This is a genomic window from Xenophilus azovorans DSM 13620, from assembly GCF_000745855.1.
GTDB classification, from domain to species: Bacteria; Pseudomonadota; Gammaproteobacteria; order Burkholderiales; family Burkholderiaceae_C; genus Xenophilus; species Xenophilus azovorans.
The window spans coordinates 1-13,912 of record NZ_JQKD01000054.1 but is presented as its reverse complement, the minus strand read 5'-3'; the positions used below and the strand labels follow the sequence as shown (position 1 = coordinate 13,912).

Genomic DNA, 13,912 nt, shown 5'->3' with positions numbered 1-13,912 from the left:
TTCCCGGCACGGGCCGGCGATGCGTGTCACTTTCGTGCGCCACGGCCAGAGCACCGGCAACGCCGGCCAGCCCACGCGCGACCTGGTCGCCATGCCGCTGACGCCGCTGGGCACGGCCCAGGCGCGGCAGGTGGCGGCCGGCTGGGCCGGCGAACCCACGCACATCGTCAGCTCGCCCTTCCTGCGGGCGCGGCAGACGGCCGAGCCCACCTGCGTGCGCTTTCCCGGCGTGCCGATGGCGATCTGGCCGATCCACGAGTTCACCTACCTCAGCCCGGCGCGCTGGGTCGACACCACCCGCGCGCAGCGCCGCCCCGCGGTCGAGGCCTACTGGGCGCAGGGCGATCCGGCCCACGTGGACGGGGAGGGCGCCGAGAGCTTCTCGCAGGTGCTGCGGCGGGCCGAGCAGGCGCTGGCGCGGCTGGCGGCGCTGCCGGAGGACACCGAGGTCTTCCTCTTCAGCCACGGCCAGTTCATGCAGGCCGTGCGGCTGACCGTGGAGCGCCCGGGCGAGGCGGACGCCGACAAGATGGCGCGCTTCTGGCCCTTCGAGCAGCGCTCGCCGGTGCTCAACTGCCAGAAGCTGGTGCTGGACCGCGGGCGCAGCCTGTGGCGCGTGCTGGGCGACGAGATGCTGATGCCGCCCGAGACGCCTGTGCTGCTCGATCCGGCCGGCGCGCCGGTCCTGGGCGAGAGGCGGGGAGGGATGGCGTGAGCGGAACAAGAGACGAAGCGGTGCCGGGCCCGGTGCTCGTCATGGGCGCCGGGGCGGTCGGCTGCTACGTCGGAGGCTGCCTGGCGGCTGCCGGCGTGCCCGTCACCTTCGTCGGCCGTCCGCGCGTGCTGGCCACGCTCGCTGCGCACGGCCTGACGATCACCGACCGCGACGGTGCGCGCCGGCAGGTGCCGCCCGATCGCCTGCGCCTGGCGGAGGCCGTGCCGCCCGATGCACGGCCCGCCCTGGTGCTGCTGTGCGTCAAGAGCGGCGCCACGGCCGAGGCCGCCGCCCAGCTGGCGGCGGCGCTGCCGCCCGGCACGCTCGTGCTGTCGCTGCAAAACGGCGTGGGCAACGCGGCCGCAGCGCAGGCGGCGGCGCCGGGCCTGCGGCTGGTGCCGGGCATGGTGCCCTACAACGTGGCCGAACTCGCGCCCGGCGCCTGGCATCGCGGCACCGACGGCCGCCTCGCCGCCTTCGACGAGACGGCGCTCATTCCCTGGCTTTCCATCTTCGAGGCCGCCGGCGTGCCGCTGGACCTGCGCGCCGACATCGCGTCGATCCAGTGGGGCAAGCTGCTGCTCAACCTCAACAACCCGGTCAACGCGCTGTCGGGCCTGCCGCTGCGCGCACAACTGCTGGAGCGCGGCTGGCGCCGCTGCTTCGCGGCGCTGATCGACGAGGCCTTGGGCGTGCTGCGGGCGGCCGGCATCGAGCCGGCACAGGTCGCCGCCGTGCCGCCCGCCCGGCTGGCGGCGCTGCTGCGCCTGCCCGACTGGCTGTTCCGCATCGTCGCGGCGCGCATGCTGCGCATCGACGCCAAGGCGCGTTCGAGCATGGCCGACGACCTGGCGGTGGGCCGCCGCACGGAGGTGGACGCCCTCAGCGGCGAGGTGGTGCGCCTGGCCCGGCGCCACGGCCTGGAGGCGCCGCGCAACGCGCGCATGGTCGAGCTGCTGGACGGCGGCTGGCCCGCGCCGCCGCCCCGGCTGTCCTCCGCCGAACTGGAACGCCTGCTCGGGCTGTAGGCGGGCCCGGCCGGGCCTCGGCTGCGGTCCGCCGCGCAGGCGCTTCCGCAGAGCGTTGCGCCGGTTCCTTCTGCGGGCGCTCTTCCTGTCCTCCTTCGTCCCTCGATGCACGCTCTTGCGGTGCCTTTCGCCCCGCGATGGCGCACTGCGCACGTGCCGGGCTCTCGGAACGGCGGTTCGAGGGACCTTTTTGCTGGCATGGATGATGCATAAATTGTCTCTCAAGTGAATCAACGATCCTTTGATGGAACAAATGATGCCAAAATTGAGGGTTACTACTGATATGGTCCGTGACTTCCTGCCGTATTCTCGCGTTGTTGTTTCAAGAATAAATCGACGTTCCATTAGTGAATCAAAAGAGAGGCATACGATGACGATGAAGCGGATGTGGAAATGGGCCGTGGGCGGCGTGGCCGCGATGTCCGTGGCGGCGGCCATGGCGCAGGGCTGGCCGGCCAAGCCTGTCACGATCGTGGTCGCCTACCCGGCCGGCGGCGACACCGACGCGCTGGCCCGCGTCTTCGCCGAGCGGCTGCAGGCCCGCCTGGGCCAGCCCGTGCTGGTGGAGAACAAGCCGGGCGCCAGCGGCATCATCGGCAGCGGCTACGTGGCCAAGGCCGCACCCGACGGCTACACGCTGCTGATGGCGCCCAACACCTTCGCCATGGCCCAGCTCGTGCTCAAGACGGCGCCCAGCGCGGCCTACGACGTGCGCAACGGCTTCACGCCGATCATCCAGGTGGGTGCGCAGCCGCTGTTCATCGCGGCCGGCCCCGGCACCCAGGCGCGCACGCTCAAGGAGGCGATGGAGGAGTCGAAGAAGTCCGAGCTGGCCTACGGCAGCCCCGGCAGCGGCTCGCCGATGCACGTGCTGGGCGAGATGTTCAACAAGGCCACCGGCGCCAACTTCCGCCACGTGCCCTACCGTGGCGTGGCGCCGGTGCTGACCGACGTGGCCGGCGGCCACGTGCCGCTGACCTGGATGACCTACGGCCCGGTCGAGCCCTACCTGGCCGACGGCAAGATGCGCCTGCTGGGCGTGGCCCAGGCCGAGCGCACGCCGCTGGCGCCGCAGGTTCCCACGCTGGCCGAACTGGGCTACAAGGGCGTGGAGGTCTCGGCCTGGAACGGCCTGTACGGCCCGAAGGGCATGCCGCCCGAGGTGGTGTCCAGGCTGAACGCGCAGATCAACGAGATCATGCGCCAGCCCGAGGTGACGGCGAAGATGAAGATGCTCGGCGTGCTGCCGGTGGGCGGCCCGCCGGAGACGCTGACGAAGACCACCATCGCCGATCTCGAGCGCTTCACCCGCGTGGTGAAGGAGCTCAACATCACGGCCGACTGAGCGCGGCAGCGCACGAGACAGAAGAAGGAGCCGCACGATGAGCGATATCCAGGGCATCGCCGATCCCCAGAGCCTGCAGGCGCTGCTGGCCGACCTGCCGCACGACCTGCTCAAGGGCCGGCGCGTGCTGGTGACCGGCGCCGCGCGCGGGCTGGGCCTGGCCTTCGCCCGGTCCATCGCCGTCGCCGGCGGCCGCGTGGTCATCGCCGACGTGCTGGCCGACCTGGCCCAGGCCGAGGCCGCCGCGCTGCGCGGGCAGGGCTTCGACGTGCAGGCGCTGGCGCTGGACCTGTGCGATCCGGCCTCCATCGAGCACTGCGCCGCCGAATCGGTGCGCCTGCTGGGCGGGCTGGACGGGCTGGTCAACAACGCCGCCATCACCAACTCCGGCGGCAAGGATGCCCACGCGCTGCAGATCGACACCTGGGATCGCGTGATGGACGTCAACGTGCGCGGCACCTGGCTGATGGGCCGCGCCTGCCGCGTCGCGCTGGCGCAGGGCGGCCGCGGCGCCATCGTCAACCTGGCATCCGACACGGCCCTGTGGGGCGCGCCCAACCTGCTGGCCTACGCCGCCAGCAAGGGCGCCGTCATCGCCATGACGCGCTCGCTGGCCCGCGAATGGGGCGGCGACGGCATCACCGTCAACGCGGTGGCGCCCGGCCTCACGCTGGTGGAGGCCACCGAATACGTGCCCAAGGCACGCCACGAGAAATACCTCGAAGGCCGCGCGCTGCCGCGCGAGCAGCAGGCGGCCGACGTCTGCGGCGCGGTGCTGTTCGCGCTGTCGGGCCTCTCCCGCTTCGTCACGGGCCAGCTGCTCGCCGTCAACGGCGGCTTCGTGATGCATTGATTCCGTTCCCACTCGACCACTGAAGGAGCTCCCCATGACCGATCTGTCCGTCCAACAGCAGATGGAAGCCGACCAGCCCAGCTGGACCCGCCCCGAGGGCGCCAGCTTCGAGGACTGGATGACCACGCGCATCGCGCGCTATGCCACCCGCAAGTACGACTGGAACGCGCTGAAGTTCCAGGCCGACTACGACCCGAAGTTCCGCCGCGCGCAGATGCGCTACCTTGGCACCGGCGGCACCGGCGTGTCGGCCGACATGAACACCGTGCCTGCCGAGCACTTCACCTTCTCGACCATGGTGATCCCGGCCGGCCACGAAGGCCCGCCGCACATCCATACCGACGTGGAGGAGGTCTTCTTCGTCATGCGCGGCAAGCTCAAGCTGGTGCTGACCACGCCCGAGGGCGAACGCTACGAGACCGTGCTGACCGACCGCGACCTGGTCTCGGTGCCGCCCGGCGTGTACCGCGAGGAGATCAACATCGGCGACGAGGATGCGCTGATGTGCGTGATGCTGGGCGCCAAGAAGCCGATCACGCCGACCTATCCGCCCGAGCACCCGCTGTCCAAGATCAAGCGTTGAACCGCCCGCGCCGCACCGACGCCATGAGCACTGACGCCTTCGCAGAACTGCCTGCCGACGCCCTCGAGCGGCTGTCGCTGCGCTTTCCCGCGCGCGCCGTCGCGGTGGGCGGAGGGGCGCAGGTCTCGGTGCGCGAATGCGGCGAGGGCGCCGGGCTGCCGCTGGTGTGCCTGCACGGCATCGGCTCGGGCTCGGCCTCGTGGCTGGAGGCGGCGCAGATCCTCGCGCCGCGCACGCGGCTGATCGCCTGGGACGCGCCGGGCTATGGCGACTCGACGCCGCTGCCGATGGACGCGCCGCGCGGCGCCGACTACGCGCAGCGCCTGCACGAACTGCTCGATGCGCTGGGCATCGCGCGCTGCGTGCTGGTGGGCCATTCGCTGGGCGCGCTGATGGCGGCGCCCGCCGCGCAGCGCAGCGAGCGCATCGCCGCGCTGGTGCTGATCAGCCCGGCGCAGGGCTATGGCGCACCGGGCCGCGAGGCCGACCGCGCGCGGGTGCATGCCGAGCGCCTCGCCTCGCTTCAGGAACTGGGCATCGCCGGCATGGCCGCGAAGCGCGCCGGCCGGCTGGTGTCCGAGCATGCCTCGCCGCTGGCCCGCCAGTGGGTGCGCTGGAACATGGCGCGCCTGCACGAGCGCGGCTATCGCCAGGCCATCGAGCTGCTGTGCGGCGGCGACCTGCTGGCCGGCCTGCCGGCCGCCGTGCCGACCACCGTGGCCTGCGGCGCACTGGACGTCGTCACGCCGCCGGCCGGCTGCGCCGAGGTGGCGCGGCGCTGCGGCGTACCGCTCGAATCCATCGCCGACGCGGGGCATGCCTCCTACGTGGAGCGGCCGCAAGCCGTCGCCGCACTGCTGGGCCGCGTGCTGGAACACGCCGCCCGCTGAACGAACGATAACGCAACAACGACAACGACGACGAAGCCATGAACGACGACGCCATCCAGGAAGCGAACGAGCCGGCGGACGAGGGCGCCGACCGCTACAACGTGCCGGCGCTGGAGCGCGGCCTGCGCATGCTGGGCGAGTTCAGCCGCGAGAACCGCACGCTCACCGCGCCGGAGCTGGCGCGCCGCTTCAAGCTGCCGCGCTCGACCGTCTTCCGCCTGCTCAGCACGCTGGAGAACCTGGGCTTCATCGAGCGCACCGAGGGCGGCCGCGAGTACCGCCTGGGCCTCGCGGTGCTGCGCCTGGGCTTCGAGTACCTGGCCGCGCTGCCGCTCAACGAGCTGGGCCTGCCGCTGCTGGAGCGCCTGAGCCAGGCCTCGCGCTACCCGACCAACCTGGTGGTGCGCGACGGCCGCTCCATCGTCTACGTGGCCAAGGTCTCGCCGCCGTCGCCGCAGTCGCTGTTCGCCAGCTCGGTCAACGTCGGCACCCGCCTGCCGGCGCACGCCACCGTGCTCGGCCGCATCCTGCTGGAAGACCTGAGCCTGCCGCAGCTGCGCGAGCTGTACCCGGAAGAGCACCTGGAAAGCTTCTCGCCGAACACGCCGCGCACCGCCGTCGAGCTGTTCGACATGGTGCAGGCCGACCGCCAGCGCGGCTACGTGCTGGGCGAGGGCTTCTTCGAGACCAACATCTCCACCATCGCCGCCCCGGTGCGCGACCACACGGGCAATGTCGTGGCAGCGCTGGGCATGACCGTGACGTCCGGCCACATCGACGAGGGCCGCGTCGAGGAGCTGGTCAAGGAAGTGCGCGAGGCGGCCGACGAGCTGTCGGCGCTGCTGAACTATGCGCCCGCGGCCAGCGGCCGCAACGTGGTGCCGCTGCGCGGCCGGGGCCTGTGATGGCTGCGCCCTTGTTCCTCGCACCCGACGCGCTGGCCGGCCGCACGGCCGTGGTCACCGGCGGCTCCTCGGGCATCGGCCTGGCCACCGTCGAGGTGCTGCTCGCCGCCGGCGCCGCCGTGGCCCTGTGCGGCCGCAGCGCCGAGCGCCTGGACGACGCCGTGGCGCGGCTGCGCACGCAGTTCCCCGGCGCGAAGCTGTTCGCCCAGCCCTGCGACGTGCTCGACGGCGAATCGGTGAAAGCCTTCGCCGCCGCCAGCCAGGCCGCGCTGGGCCCGGCCGCCATGCTGGTCAACAACGCCGGCCAGGGCCGCGTGTCCACCTTCGCCGACACCGACGACCAGGCCTGGATGGACGAGCTGAAGCTGAAGTTCTTCTCCATCATCCACCCGACCCGCGCCTTCCTGCCGCAGCTCGTCGCCGAGCGCCGGCGTCTGGGCGATGCCGCCATCGCCTGCGCCAACTCGCTGCTGGCGCGCCAGCCCGAGCCGCACATGGTCGCCACCTCGGCGGCGCGCGCCGGCATCCTGAACCTGGTGCGCTCGCTGGCCACCGAGTTCGCGCCGCAGGGCGTGCGCGTCAACGGCATCCTCATCGGCCTGGTCGAGTCCGGCCAGTGGCGCCGCCGCTTCGAGGCGCGCGAGGACAAGTCGCAGGACTGGGCCGCCTGGAGCGCCGAGCTGGCCGCGAAGAAACACATTCCCCTGGGCCGCCTCGGGCTTCCGGTCGAAGCCGCGCGCGCGCTCACCTTCCTCGTCTCACCGTTCGCCTCCTATACGAGCGGTTCTCACATCGACATCTCCGGAGGCCATTCGCGCCATGCCTAAGAACACCCCACAGCAAGTCACCGTCGGCGCCGTCGTCGCCGCCTTCCTCGAACAGTGCGGCGTCAAGGCCGCCTTCGGCGTGATCTCGATCCACAACATGCCGATCCTGGACGCCTTCGCGCAGCGCGGCAAGACCCGCTTCGTGATGGCGCGCGGCGAGGCCGGCGCGGGCAACATGGCCGACGCCTACGCCCGCTCCACCTCCAGCCTGGGCGTGGCCATCACCAGCACCGGCCCGGCCGCCGGCAACATCGCCGGCAGCCTGGTGGAGGCGTACACCGCCGGCACGCCCTTGCTGCACATCACCGGCCAGATCGAGACGCAGTACCTCGACCAGAAGCTGTCGTACATCCACGAGGCGCCGGACCAGCTCACCATGCTGGGCGCCGTCTCCAAGGCGGCCTTCCGCGTGCGCAGCGCCGAGACCTGCCTGTCCACCCTCAAGGCCGCGGTGCAGGCCGCGCTCACGGCGCCCACCGGCCCGGTGAGCGTCGAGATCCCGATCGACATCCAGCAGACGGTGATCGACATGCCGGCCGACCTCGCGCCGCTGCCGGTCGCGGTGGCCGTGCCCTCCGAGGCCGCGCTCGACGCCCTGGCCGACCGCCTGGCCGCCGCGAAGCGCCCGCTGCTGTGGCTGGGCGGCGGCGCCCGCCATGCCCGCGCCGAGGTGGCGCGCCTGAAGGCCCTGGGCTTCGGCATCGTCACCACCGTGCAGGGCCGCGGCATCGTGCCCGAGGACGACCCGGCCTCGCTGGGCGCCTACAACATCCAGAAGCCGGTGGAGGCTTTCTACCAGCGCTGCGACGCGATGCTGGTGGTCGGCTCGCGCCTGCGCAGCAACGAGACGCTGAAGTACGAGCTGAAGCTGCCGCGCCCGCTGCTGCGCGTCGACGTGGACGCCGCGCAGTCCGGCCGCTGCTATGCCGACGACGGCTTCGTCTGCGGCGACTCGGCCCTGGCGCTCGCCGGCCTGGCCGACCGCCTCGAAAGGCGCGGCTACAAGGCCGACCCGGAACTGCTGGCCGACCTGCGCAGGACGCACGACGAAGTGGTCGCCACGCTGCACGACGGCCTGGGGGCCTACAGCGCGCTGGTGCAGCAACTGCAGCAGGTGGCCGGCCGCAACTTCAACTGGGTGCGCGACGTCACGGTGTCCAACAGCACCTGGGGCAACCGCGAGCTGCGCTTCTTCGAGCCCGATGCGGGCGTGCATGCCACCGGCGGCGGCATCGGCATGGGCATGCCCATGGCCATCGGCGCGGCCATCGGCGCCGCCGAGACGGGCTCGGGCCGCAAGACGCTGGGCCTGGCGGGCGACGGCGGCTTCATCCTGAACCTGGGTGAACTCGCCACGCTGGTGCAGGAGCAGTGCGACGCCCTGATCGTGCTGATGAACGACCAGCGCTACGGCGTGATCCAGAACATCCAGGACGCCTCGTACGGCGGCCGCCGCTGCTATGTGGAGCTGCACACGCCGGACTACGCGCAACTGTGCGCCTCGATCCGGCTGCCGCACGCCCGCGTGCAGGACCTGAAGGAGCTGCCCGCTGTGCTGGACGCCGCCTGGGCGAAGAAGGGCCCCTTCCTGCTGGAGATCGACATGCGCACCATCGGCGGCTTCAAGACCAACTTCTCGGGCCCGCCGGTGAACAAGCTGGACCAGATCCCGGCCCTGTCGCCCACCAACAAGTAAGCAAGGACGGATACGCCATGCAAGTTGCCCTGATCGGCTGCGGCGCCATCGGCACCGCCCTGCTGGAACTGGTGAAGGACGACACCGGCCTGCGGATCGCCGCCATCGTGGTGCCGGACGAGTTCGCGCACGCCGCACGGGCGGTGGCCCAGCGGCTGGCGCCGCAAGCGCAGGTGGTTTCGGCCGTGCCGGCGCAAGGCATCGACCTGGTCGTCGAGGCCGCCGGCCACAGCGCCATCGAGCAGCACGTGCTGCCCGCGCTGCGGCGCGGCACGCCGGCCATCGTGGCCTCGGTGGGCGCGCTGTCGGCCGAAGGCCTGCCCGAGCAACTGGAAGCCGCCGCGCGCGAAGGCCGCACGCAGGTGCAACTGATCGCCGGCGCCATCGGCGCCATCGACGCGCTGGCCGCCGCCCGCATCGGTGGCCTGGAGACGGTGCGCTACACCGGCCGCAATCCGCCGCACGCCTGGAAGGGCACGCCGGCCGAGCAGGGGCGCGACCTGGGCACGCTCACGGCCGAGACGGTGATCTTCGAGGGCTCGGCCCGTGAAGCCGCATCGCAATACCCCAAGAACGCCAACGTGGCCGCCACCGTCTCGCTGGCCGGCCTGGGCCTGGACCGCACCACGGTGCGCCTGATCGCCGATCCCGCCGTGACGGAGAACGTGCACCAGGTGGAGGCCGCCGGCGCCTTCGGCCGCTTCGAGCTGACCATGCGCAACCAGGCGTTGGCCGCCAACCCCAAGACTTCCGCGCTGACCGTCTACAGCGCAGTGCGTGCCCTGCGCGGCCGTGTCGCCCCGCTGGTGATCTGAAAGAAACGAGAGAGCCCACGATGTCGAACCTCGAACTGCTCCCCATCAACGTCGCAGGCGAATGGCGCCTGGGCGGCGGCGACGAATACCAGAGCCTGTACCCCGCCACCAGCGAGCCGATCGCCCGCCTGAAGGCCGCCAGCCTGGCCGACGTGGAGGAGGCCATCACCCGCGCCGACCAGGCCTTCCGCACCAGCGGCTGGGCGCAGATGCTGCCGCACGTGCGCGCCGCCGTGCTGCACCGCGTGGCCGCGATCATCCGCGAGCGGGCCGAAGACCTGGCGCAGAAGCAGCGCCTGGACAACGGCAAGCCGATCAGCGAGACGCGCGCCCTGGTGGCCAGCGCCGCAGGCACCTTCCAGTTCTTCGCCGCCGCGCTGGAGACGCTGGAGGACACCATCACCCCCTCGCGCGGCGCCTACGTGACGATGAGCGTGCACGAGCCCATGGGCGTCGTCGCCGCCATCACGCCGTGGAACTCGCCCATCGCCAGCGAGGCGCAGAAGCTCGCCCCCGCGCTGGCGGCCGGCAACGCCGTGGTGGTCAAGCCCGCCGAGGTGACGCCGCTGATGGCGCTGGAACTGGCGCGGATCTGCGAGGAGGCGGGCGTGCCGAAGGGCATCGTCAGTGTGCTGCCGGGCAAGGGCTCGGTCATCGGCGACGCCATCACCAAGCATCCGCTGGTCAAGCGCGTTTCCTTCACCGGCGGCACCACCACCGGCAAGCACATCGCCCACATCGCGGCCGACAAGATGATGCCGGTCTCGCTGGAGCTGGGCGGCAAGTCGCCCACCATGGTGCTGGAGGATGCGGACCTCGACCACGCCGTCAACGGCGTGCTCTACGGGATCTTCAGCAGCTCGGGCGAGTCGTGCATCGCGGGTTCGCGCCTGTTCGTGGCGCGCAGCATCTACGACGAGTTCGTCACGCGCGTGGCCGAGGCCGCCAAGAACCTGCGCGTGGGCGACCCGGCCAGCGAACGCACGCAGATGGGCCCGCTCATCACCGCCAAGCACCGCGAAGGCATCGAGCGCTACGTGGACCTGGGCGTCAGCGAAGGCGGCCGCATCCGCACCGGCGGCGTGCGCCCGCACGGCGCCGCGTTCGACAAGGGCTACTTCTACACGCCCACCATCCTCGAGGGCCTGACCAACGACGCCCGCATCACGCAGGAAGAAATCTTCGGCCCGGTGCTGGTGGCGATGCCCTTCGACACCGAGGAGGAGCTGATCGCGCAGGCCAACGACAGCATCTACGCGCTGGCCGCCGGCGTGTGGAGCCGCGACTTCAAGCGCGCCTGGAAGCTCGGCCGCGCGGTGCAGGCCGGCACGGTCTGGGTCAACACCTACAAGCAGTTCTCTGTCTCCACGCCCTTCGGCGGCTGGCGCGACTCGGGCCTGGGCCGCGAGAAGGGGCGCGAGGGCATCTTCCAGTACATGGAGCAGAAGAGCATGTACTGGGGCACCAACGAACACCCTATTCCTTGGGCAGACTGACATGAGCGTTCTCGGCATCGACCAGATCACCTACGGCACCGACGACTTGCCGCTCTCGCGCCGCTTCTTCCAGGACTGGGGCCTGACCCTGGCGAAGGAAAGCGCCGACGAACTCGTCTTCGAATGCCTCAACGGCTGCCGCGTGGTGGTGGCCGCCATGGACAAGCCCGGCCTGCCGCCGGCCATCGAGGAAGGCCCCACCCTGCGCGAGGTGGTGTGGGGCGTCGAGAGCGAGGCCGACCTGGCCCGCTACGCCGACGCCATCCGCAGCGAGCCCGGCTTCACCGACGGCCAGGTGGACGGCGCGCGCCGCATCGGCTGCACCGACCCCAACGGCCTGGCGGTGCGCCTGCAGGTCACGCGCAAGCGCGAGCTGCCGGAGCTCCAGAGCGGGGTGATGAACACCTGGAGCAGCAGGACCCGCATCAACCAGCCCGCGCCGATCTACGAGCGCGCCACGCCCATCGAGGTGGGCCACGTGGTGTTCTTCGTGGCCGACGTGAAGGCGGTGGAGGCTTTCTACGCCAGCCGCCTTGGCTTCGTCTCGTCCGACCGCTACCCGAACCGCGGCGCCTTCATGCGCTGCGCGCCCGAGGGCGGCCACCACGACCTGTTCCTGCTGCAACTGCCCACCGGCAAGCGCGGCGTCAACCACGTGGCCTTCACCGTGCGCGACATCCACGAGGTGTTCGGCGGCGGCCTGCACTTCTCGCGCTGCGGCTGGGAGACCCAGCTCGGCCCGGGCCGGCATCCGGTCTCGTCGGCCTACTTCTGGTACTTCAAGAACCCGGCCGGCGGCCTGATCGAGTACTACGCCGACGAAGACCAGCTCACCGCCGAGTGGCAGCCGCGCGAGTTCGAGCCCGGCCCCACCGTGTTCGCCGAATGGGCCGTCGACGGCGGCCTGGACGGCCATACCCGCCGCCAGAAGGGCATCGAGGCCGGCGGCAAATTCCTGACCGAGAAGAAGTGATCTCCCCCATGCTGCGCAAGTCTTTCATCGCCGCCACGCTCGTCGCGCTGGCCCTTCCCGCGTTCCCGCAGGCCAACCCCGAGGCCGCCAAGCTGCTGAGCAGCGACAAGTTCACCGTCATCTCGCCCTTCCCGCCGGGCGGGCCGGTGGACACCCTGGCCCGCGTGATGGCCGAGGGCCTCACCAAGCGCTACGGCCAGCCGGCCGTGGTGGACAACGCCCCCGGCGCGGCCGGCAACATCGGCATGGACAAGGTCAAGCGGGCCAAGCCCGACGGCCACACGCTGCTGCTGATCCCGGCCGGCAACCTGACGATCAACCCGACGCTGATGCCGAACTTCCCGTTCGACATCGCGAAGGACTTCGCGCCCGTCACCATGCTGGCCAAGGCGCCCAACGTGCTGGTGGCCTCGCCGTCCAGCGGCATCAAGAGCGCCAAGGACCTGGTCGCGCAGGCCAAGGCCAAGCCCGGCACCCTGTCGTACGCTTCGCCCGGCATCGGCAGCGGCCTGCACCTGGCGGGCGAGCTGTTCAAGCAGTACACCGGCGCCGACCTGCTGCACGTGGCCTACAAGGGCACGGGCCCGGCGATGAACGACGTGCTGGGCGGCATCGTGCCGCTGATGTTCACCAACCTGCCCGCCGCGCTGCCGCACCTGCAGAGCGGCAAGCTGGTGGCGCTGGGCATCACCGAGGCGCAGCGCACGCCCGTTGCGCCCGACATCCCGACGCTGGCGGAGCAGGGCATCCAGGGGGTGAACGTCACCTCCTGGTACGGCATGCTGGCGCCGGCCGGCACGCCGGCCGTGGTGGTCGAGCAGCTTGCGCGCGACGCGGCCGACTTCCTCTCGCAGCCCGACGTGCAGGCACGCCTGAAGGCCCAGGGCATGACGCAGAGCACCATGACGCCCGCCGCCTTCGCCAAGTACATGAAGGAAGAGACCGCCATGTGGGCCGGCGTCATCAAGGCGAGCGGCATCAAGGCGGAGTGAGCCCGCGCCGTCCGGCATTCGTTTGTCAGTTCAGAGGAGAACATCCATGGCAGAACGCATCATGCAAGTGATCCAGGTCGTCGAGAACCATCACCCCGAACCCAGCCAGGCGCCGGACCGCTACCTGCAGCCGCGCCAGGCGCAGCACCGCGCGCCGACCAACTACGAAGACCTGCTGGGCGACGCCATCGAGCGCAGCTTCGCCGCCGGCGTGCACGACCTGGCCGGCCTGGTCGACAGCCTCAACCGCCAGGGCATGACCACCCGCGCCGGCCAGCCCTGGACCGAAGCCAACTACGGCCCCGAGATGGCCGAGCTCAGCCGCTGAGCCCCGCCCCCTGCGCGCGCCCCACGAGGAGTACCCCATGAGCACCACCCCACGAATCGACCCGGTCGACCAGCGCCTGGAGACCGGCCTGCAGGACGTCTGGCACGCCGTGTGCCCCTCCGGCTTCATCAAGGAGCGGCCCGTGTCGCTGCGCCGCTTCGGCTACAGGCTGGCCCTGTGGCGCGGCGCCGACGGCCAGGTGCACGCGCTGGAGGACCGCTGTCCGCACCGCGGCGCGCCCCTGTCGCAGGGCGTGACCATGGGCGACCGCCTGTCGTGCCCCTACCACGGTGTGGAGGTGCGCTGCGACGGCGTGGTCACCAGCGTGCCCGGCAGCCCGGGCTGCAAGCTCGAGGGCCAGAAGGCCACGCGCAGCTTCCACGTGCGCGAGGTGGCCGGGGCGGTGTTCCTCTACAACGCCAGCGAGCCGGTGGACGAGCCGCCCCCGCTGGTGCTGCCCGAGCAG

At 71.5% G+C, this 13,912-nt stretch carries 15 protein-coding genes; all 15 read left to right on the top strand.

The features are described 5' to 3' along the window. Positions 1 to 19 precede the first annotated feature (19 nt). Positions 20 to 715: a histidine phosphatase family protein gene (locus tag Q392_RS22245; RefSeq protein ID WP_084217336.1), complete on the top strand. Its 696-nt coding sequence runs from the start codon at positions 20 to 22 to the stop codon at positions 713 to 715. A 41-nt stretch (positions 716 to 756) separates the two neighbouring features. After that, positions 757 to 1,743, top strand: coding sequence for a 2-dehydropantoate 2-reductase (locus Q392_RS22240; RefSeq protein WP_051953858.1), 987 nt, complete (start codon positions 757 to 759; stop codon positions 1,741 to 1,743). Between the two features lie 376 nt (positions 1,744 to 2,119). Further along, a complete protein-coding gene (locus Q392_RS22235; protein WP_051953857.1) occupies positions 2,120 to 3,088 on the top strand; it encodes a Bug family tripartite tricarboxylate transporter substrate binding protein in 969 nt (322 codons plus the stop codon). A gap of 37 nt (positions 3,089 to 3,125) precedes the next feature. Beyond that, on the top strand, positions 3,126 to 3,941 hold the full coding sequence (locus Q392_RS22230) for an SDR family oxidoreductase (RefSeq protein ID WP_038212553.1): 816 nt from the start codon (positions 3,126 to 3,128) through the stop codon (positions 3,939 to 3,941). A 34-nt stretch (positions 3,942 to 3,975) separates the two neighbouring features. Beyond that, positions 3,976 to 4,524 carry a cupin domain-containing protein gene (locus tag Q392_RS22225; protein WP_038212548.1) on the top strand — a complete coding sequence of 183 codons (549 nt, stop codon included), beginning with the start codon at positions 3,976 to 3,978 and terminating at the stop codon, positions 4,522 to 4,524. 23 nt (positions 4,525 to 4,547) lie between these two features. Next, positions 4,548 to 5,414 carry an alpha/beta fold hydrolase gene (locus Q392_RS22220; protein ID WP_038212627.1) on the top strand — a complete coding sequence of 289 codons (867 nt, stop codon included), beginning with the start codon at positions 4,548 to 4,550 and terminating at the stop codon, positions 5,412 to 5,414. A gap of 38 nt (positions 5,415 to 5,452) precedes the next feature. Beyond that, on the top strand, positions 5,453 to 6,319 hold the full coding sequence (locus tag Q392_RS22215) for an IclR family transcriptional regulator (RefSeq protein WP_038212545.1): 867 nt from the start codon (positions 5,453 to 5,455) through the stop codon (positions 6,317 to 6,319). Further along, positions 6,319 to 7,146, top strand: a complete 828-nt coding sequence (locus Q392_RS22210) for an SDR family oxidoreductase (RefSeq protein ID WP_051953855.1) — start codon at positions 6,319 to 6,321, stop codon at positions 7,144 to 7,146. The genes Q392_RS22215 and Q392_RS22210 overlap by 1 nt, the downstream gene beginning before the upstream one ends. Continuing rightward, the gene (locus tag Q392_RS22205; RefSeq protein ID WP_038212536.1) at positions 7,139 to 8,842 is read left to right on the top strand and encodes a thiamine pyrophosphate-binding protein; all 1,704 of its coding nucleotides are present in this window, start codon (positions 7,139 to 7,141) and stop codon (positions 8,840 to 8,842) included. The genes Q392_RS22210 and Q392_RS22205 overlap by 8 nt, the downstream gene beginning before the upstream one ends. A gap of 17 nt (positions 8,843 to 8,859) precedes the next feature. After that, positions 8,860 to 9,657, top strand: a complete 798-nt coding sequence (locus tag Q392_RS22200) for an aspartate dehydrogenase (RefSeq protein ID WP_038212534.1) — start codon at positions 8,860 to 8,862, stop codon at positions 9,655 to 9,657. A 20-nt stretch (positions 9,658 to 9,677) separates the two neighbouring features. Then, positions 9,678 to 11,153 (top strand): aldehyde dehydrogenase, encoded by a 1,476-nt coding sequence (locus Q392_RS22195; protein ID WP_038212533.1) that lies wholly within the window; start codon positions 9,678 to 9,680, stop codon positions 11,151 to 11,153. 1 nt (position 11,154) lies between these two features. Next, positions 11,155 to 12,126, top strand: a complete 972-nt coding sequence (locus Q392_RS22190; RefSeq protein ID WP_038212531.1) for a VOC family protein — start codon at positions 11,155 to 11,157, stop codon at positions 12,124 to 12,126. An 8-nt stretch (positions 12,127 to 12,134) separates the two neighbouring features. Further along, positions 12,135 to 13,118: a Bug family tripartite tricarboxylate transporter substrate binding protein gene (locus tag Q392_RS22185; protein WP_038212529.1), complete on the top strand. Its 984-nt coding sequence runs from the start codon at positions 12,135 to 12,137 to the stop codon at positions 13,116 to 13,118. 46 nt (positions 13,119 to 13,164) lie between these two features. Continuing rightward, positions 13,165 to 13,446 carry a recombinase-like helix-turn-helix domain-containing protein gene (locus Q392_RS22180; RefSeq protein WP_425425196.1) on the top strand — a complete coding sequence of 94 codons (282 nt, stop codon included), beginning with the start codon at positions 13,165 to 13,167 and terminating at the stop codon, positions 13,444 to 13,446. A 37-nt stretch (positions 13,447 to 13,483) separates the two neighbouring features. Next, the coding region (locus tag Q392_RS22175; RefSeq protein WP_038212525.1) for a Rieske 2Fe-2S domain-containing protein at positions 13,484 to 13,912 on the top strand (429 nt) is incomplete at its 3' end.

What these genes read in the sequence shown, in the direction of transcription:
- Q392_RS22245 (WP_084217336.1), top strand. Translation starts at nt 20, where the DNA reads ATGCGTGTCACTTTCGTGCGCCACGGCCAGAGCACCGGCAACGCCGGC.
- Q392_RS22240 (WP_051953858.1), top strand. Translation starts at nt 757, where the DNA reads ATGGGCGCCGGGGCGGTCGGCTGCTACGTCGGAGGCTGCCTGGCGGCT.
- Q392_RS22235 (WP_051953857.1), top strand. Translation starts at nt 2,120, where the DNA reads ATGAAGCGGATGTGGAAATGGGCCGTGGGCGGCGTGGCCGCGATGTCC.
- Q392_RS22230 (WP_038212553.1), top strand. Translation starts at nt 3,126, where the DNA reads ATGAGCGATATCCAGGGCATCGCCGATCCCCAGAGCCTGCAGGCGCTG.
- Q392_RS22225 (WP_038212548.1), top strand. Translation starts at nt 3,976, where the DNA reads ATGACCGATCTGTCCGTCCAACAGCAGATGGAAGCCGACCAGCCCAGC.
- Q392_RS22220 (WP_038212627.1), top strand. Translation starts at nt 4,548, where the DNA reads ATGAGCACTGACGCCTTCGCAGAACTGCCTGCCGACGCCCTCGAGCGG.
- Q392_RS22215 (WP_038212545.1), top strand. Translation starts at nt 5,453, where the DNA reads ATGAACGACGACGCCATCCAGGAAGCGAACGAGCCGGCGGACGAGGGC.
- Q392_RS22210 (WP_051953855.1), top strand. Translation starts at nt 6,319, where the DNA reads ATGGCTGCGCCCTTGTTCCTCGCACCCGACGCGCTGGCCGGCCGCACG.
- Q392_RS22205 (WP_038212536.1), top strand. Translation starts at nt 7,139, where the DNA reads ATGCCTAAGAACACCCCACAGCAAGTCACCGTCGGCGCCGTCGTCGCC.
- Q392_RS22200 (WP_038212534.1), top strand. Translation starts at nt 8,860, where the DNA reads ATGCAAGTTGCCCTGATCGGCTGCGGCGCCATCGGCACCGCCCTGCTG.
- Q392_RS22195 (WP_038212533.1), top strand. Translation starts at nt 9,678, where the DNA reads ATGTCGAACCTCGAACTGCTCCCCATCAACGTCGCAGGCGAATGGCGC.
- Q392_RS22190 (WP_038212531.1), top strand. Translation starts at nt 11,155, where the DNA reads ATGAGCGTTCTCGGCATCGACCAGATCACCTACGGCACCGACGACTTG.
- Q392_RS22185 (WP_038212529.1), top strand. Translation starts at nt 12,135, where the DNA reads ATGCTGCGCAAGTCTTTCATCGCCGCCACGCTCGTCGCGCTGGCCCTT.
- Q392_RS22180 (WP_425425196.1), top strand. Translation starts at nt 13,165, where the DNA reads ATGGCAGAACGCATCATGCAAGTGATCCAGGTCGTCGAGAACCATCAC.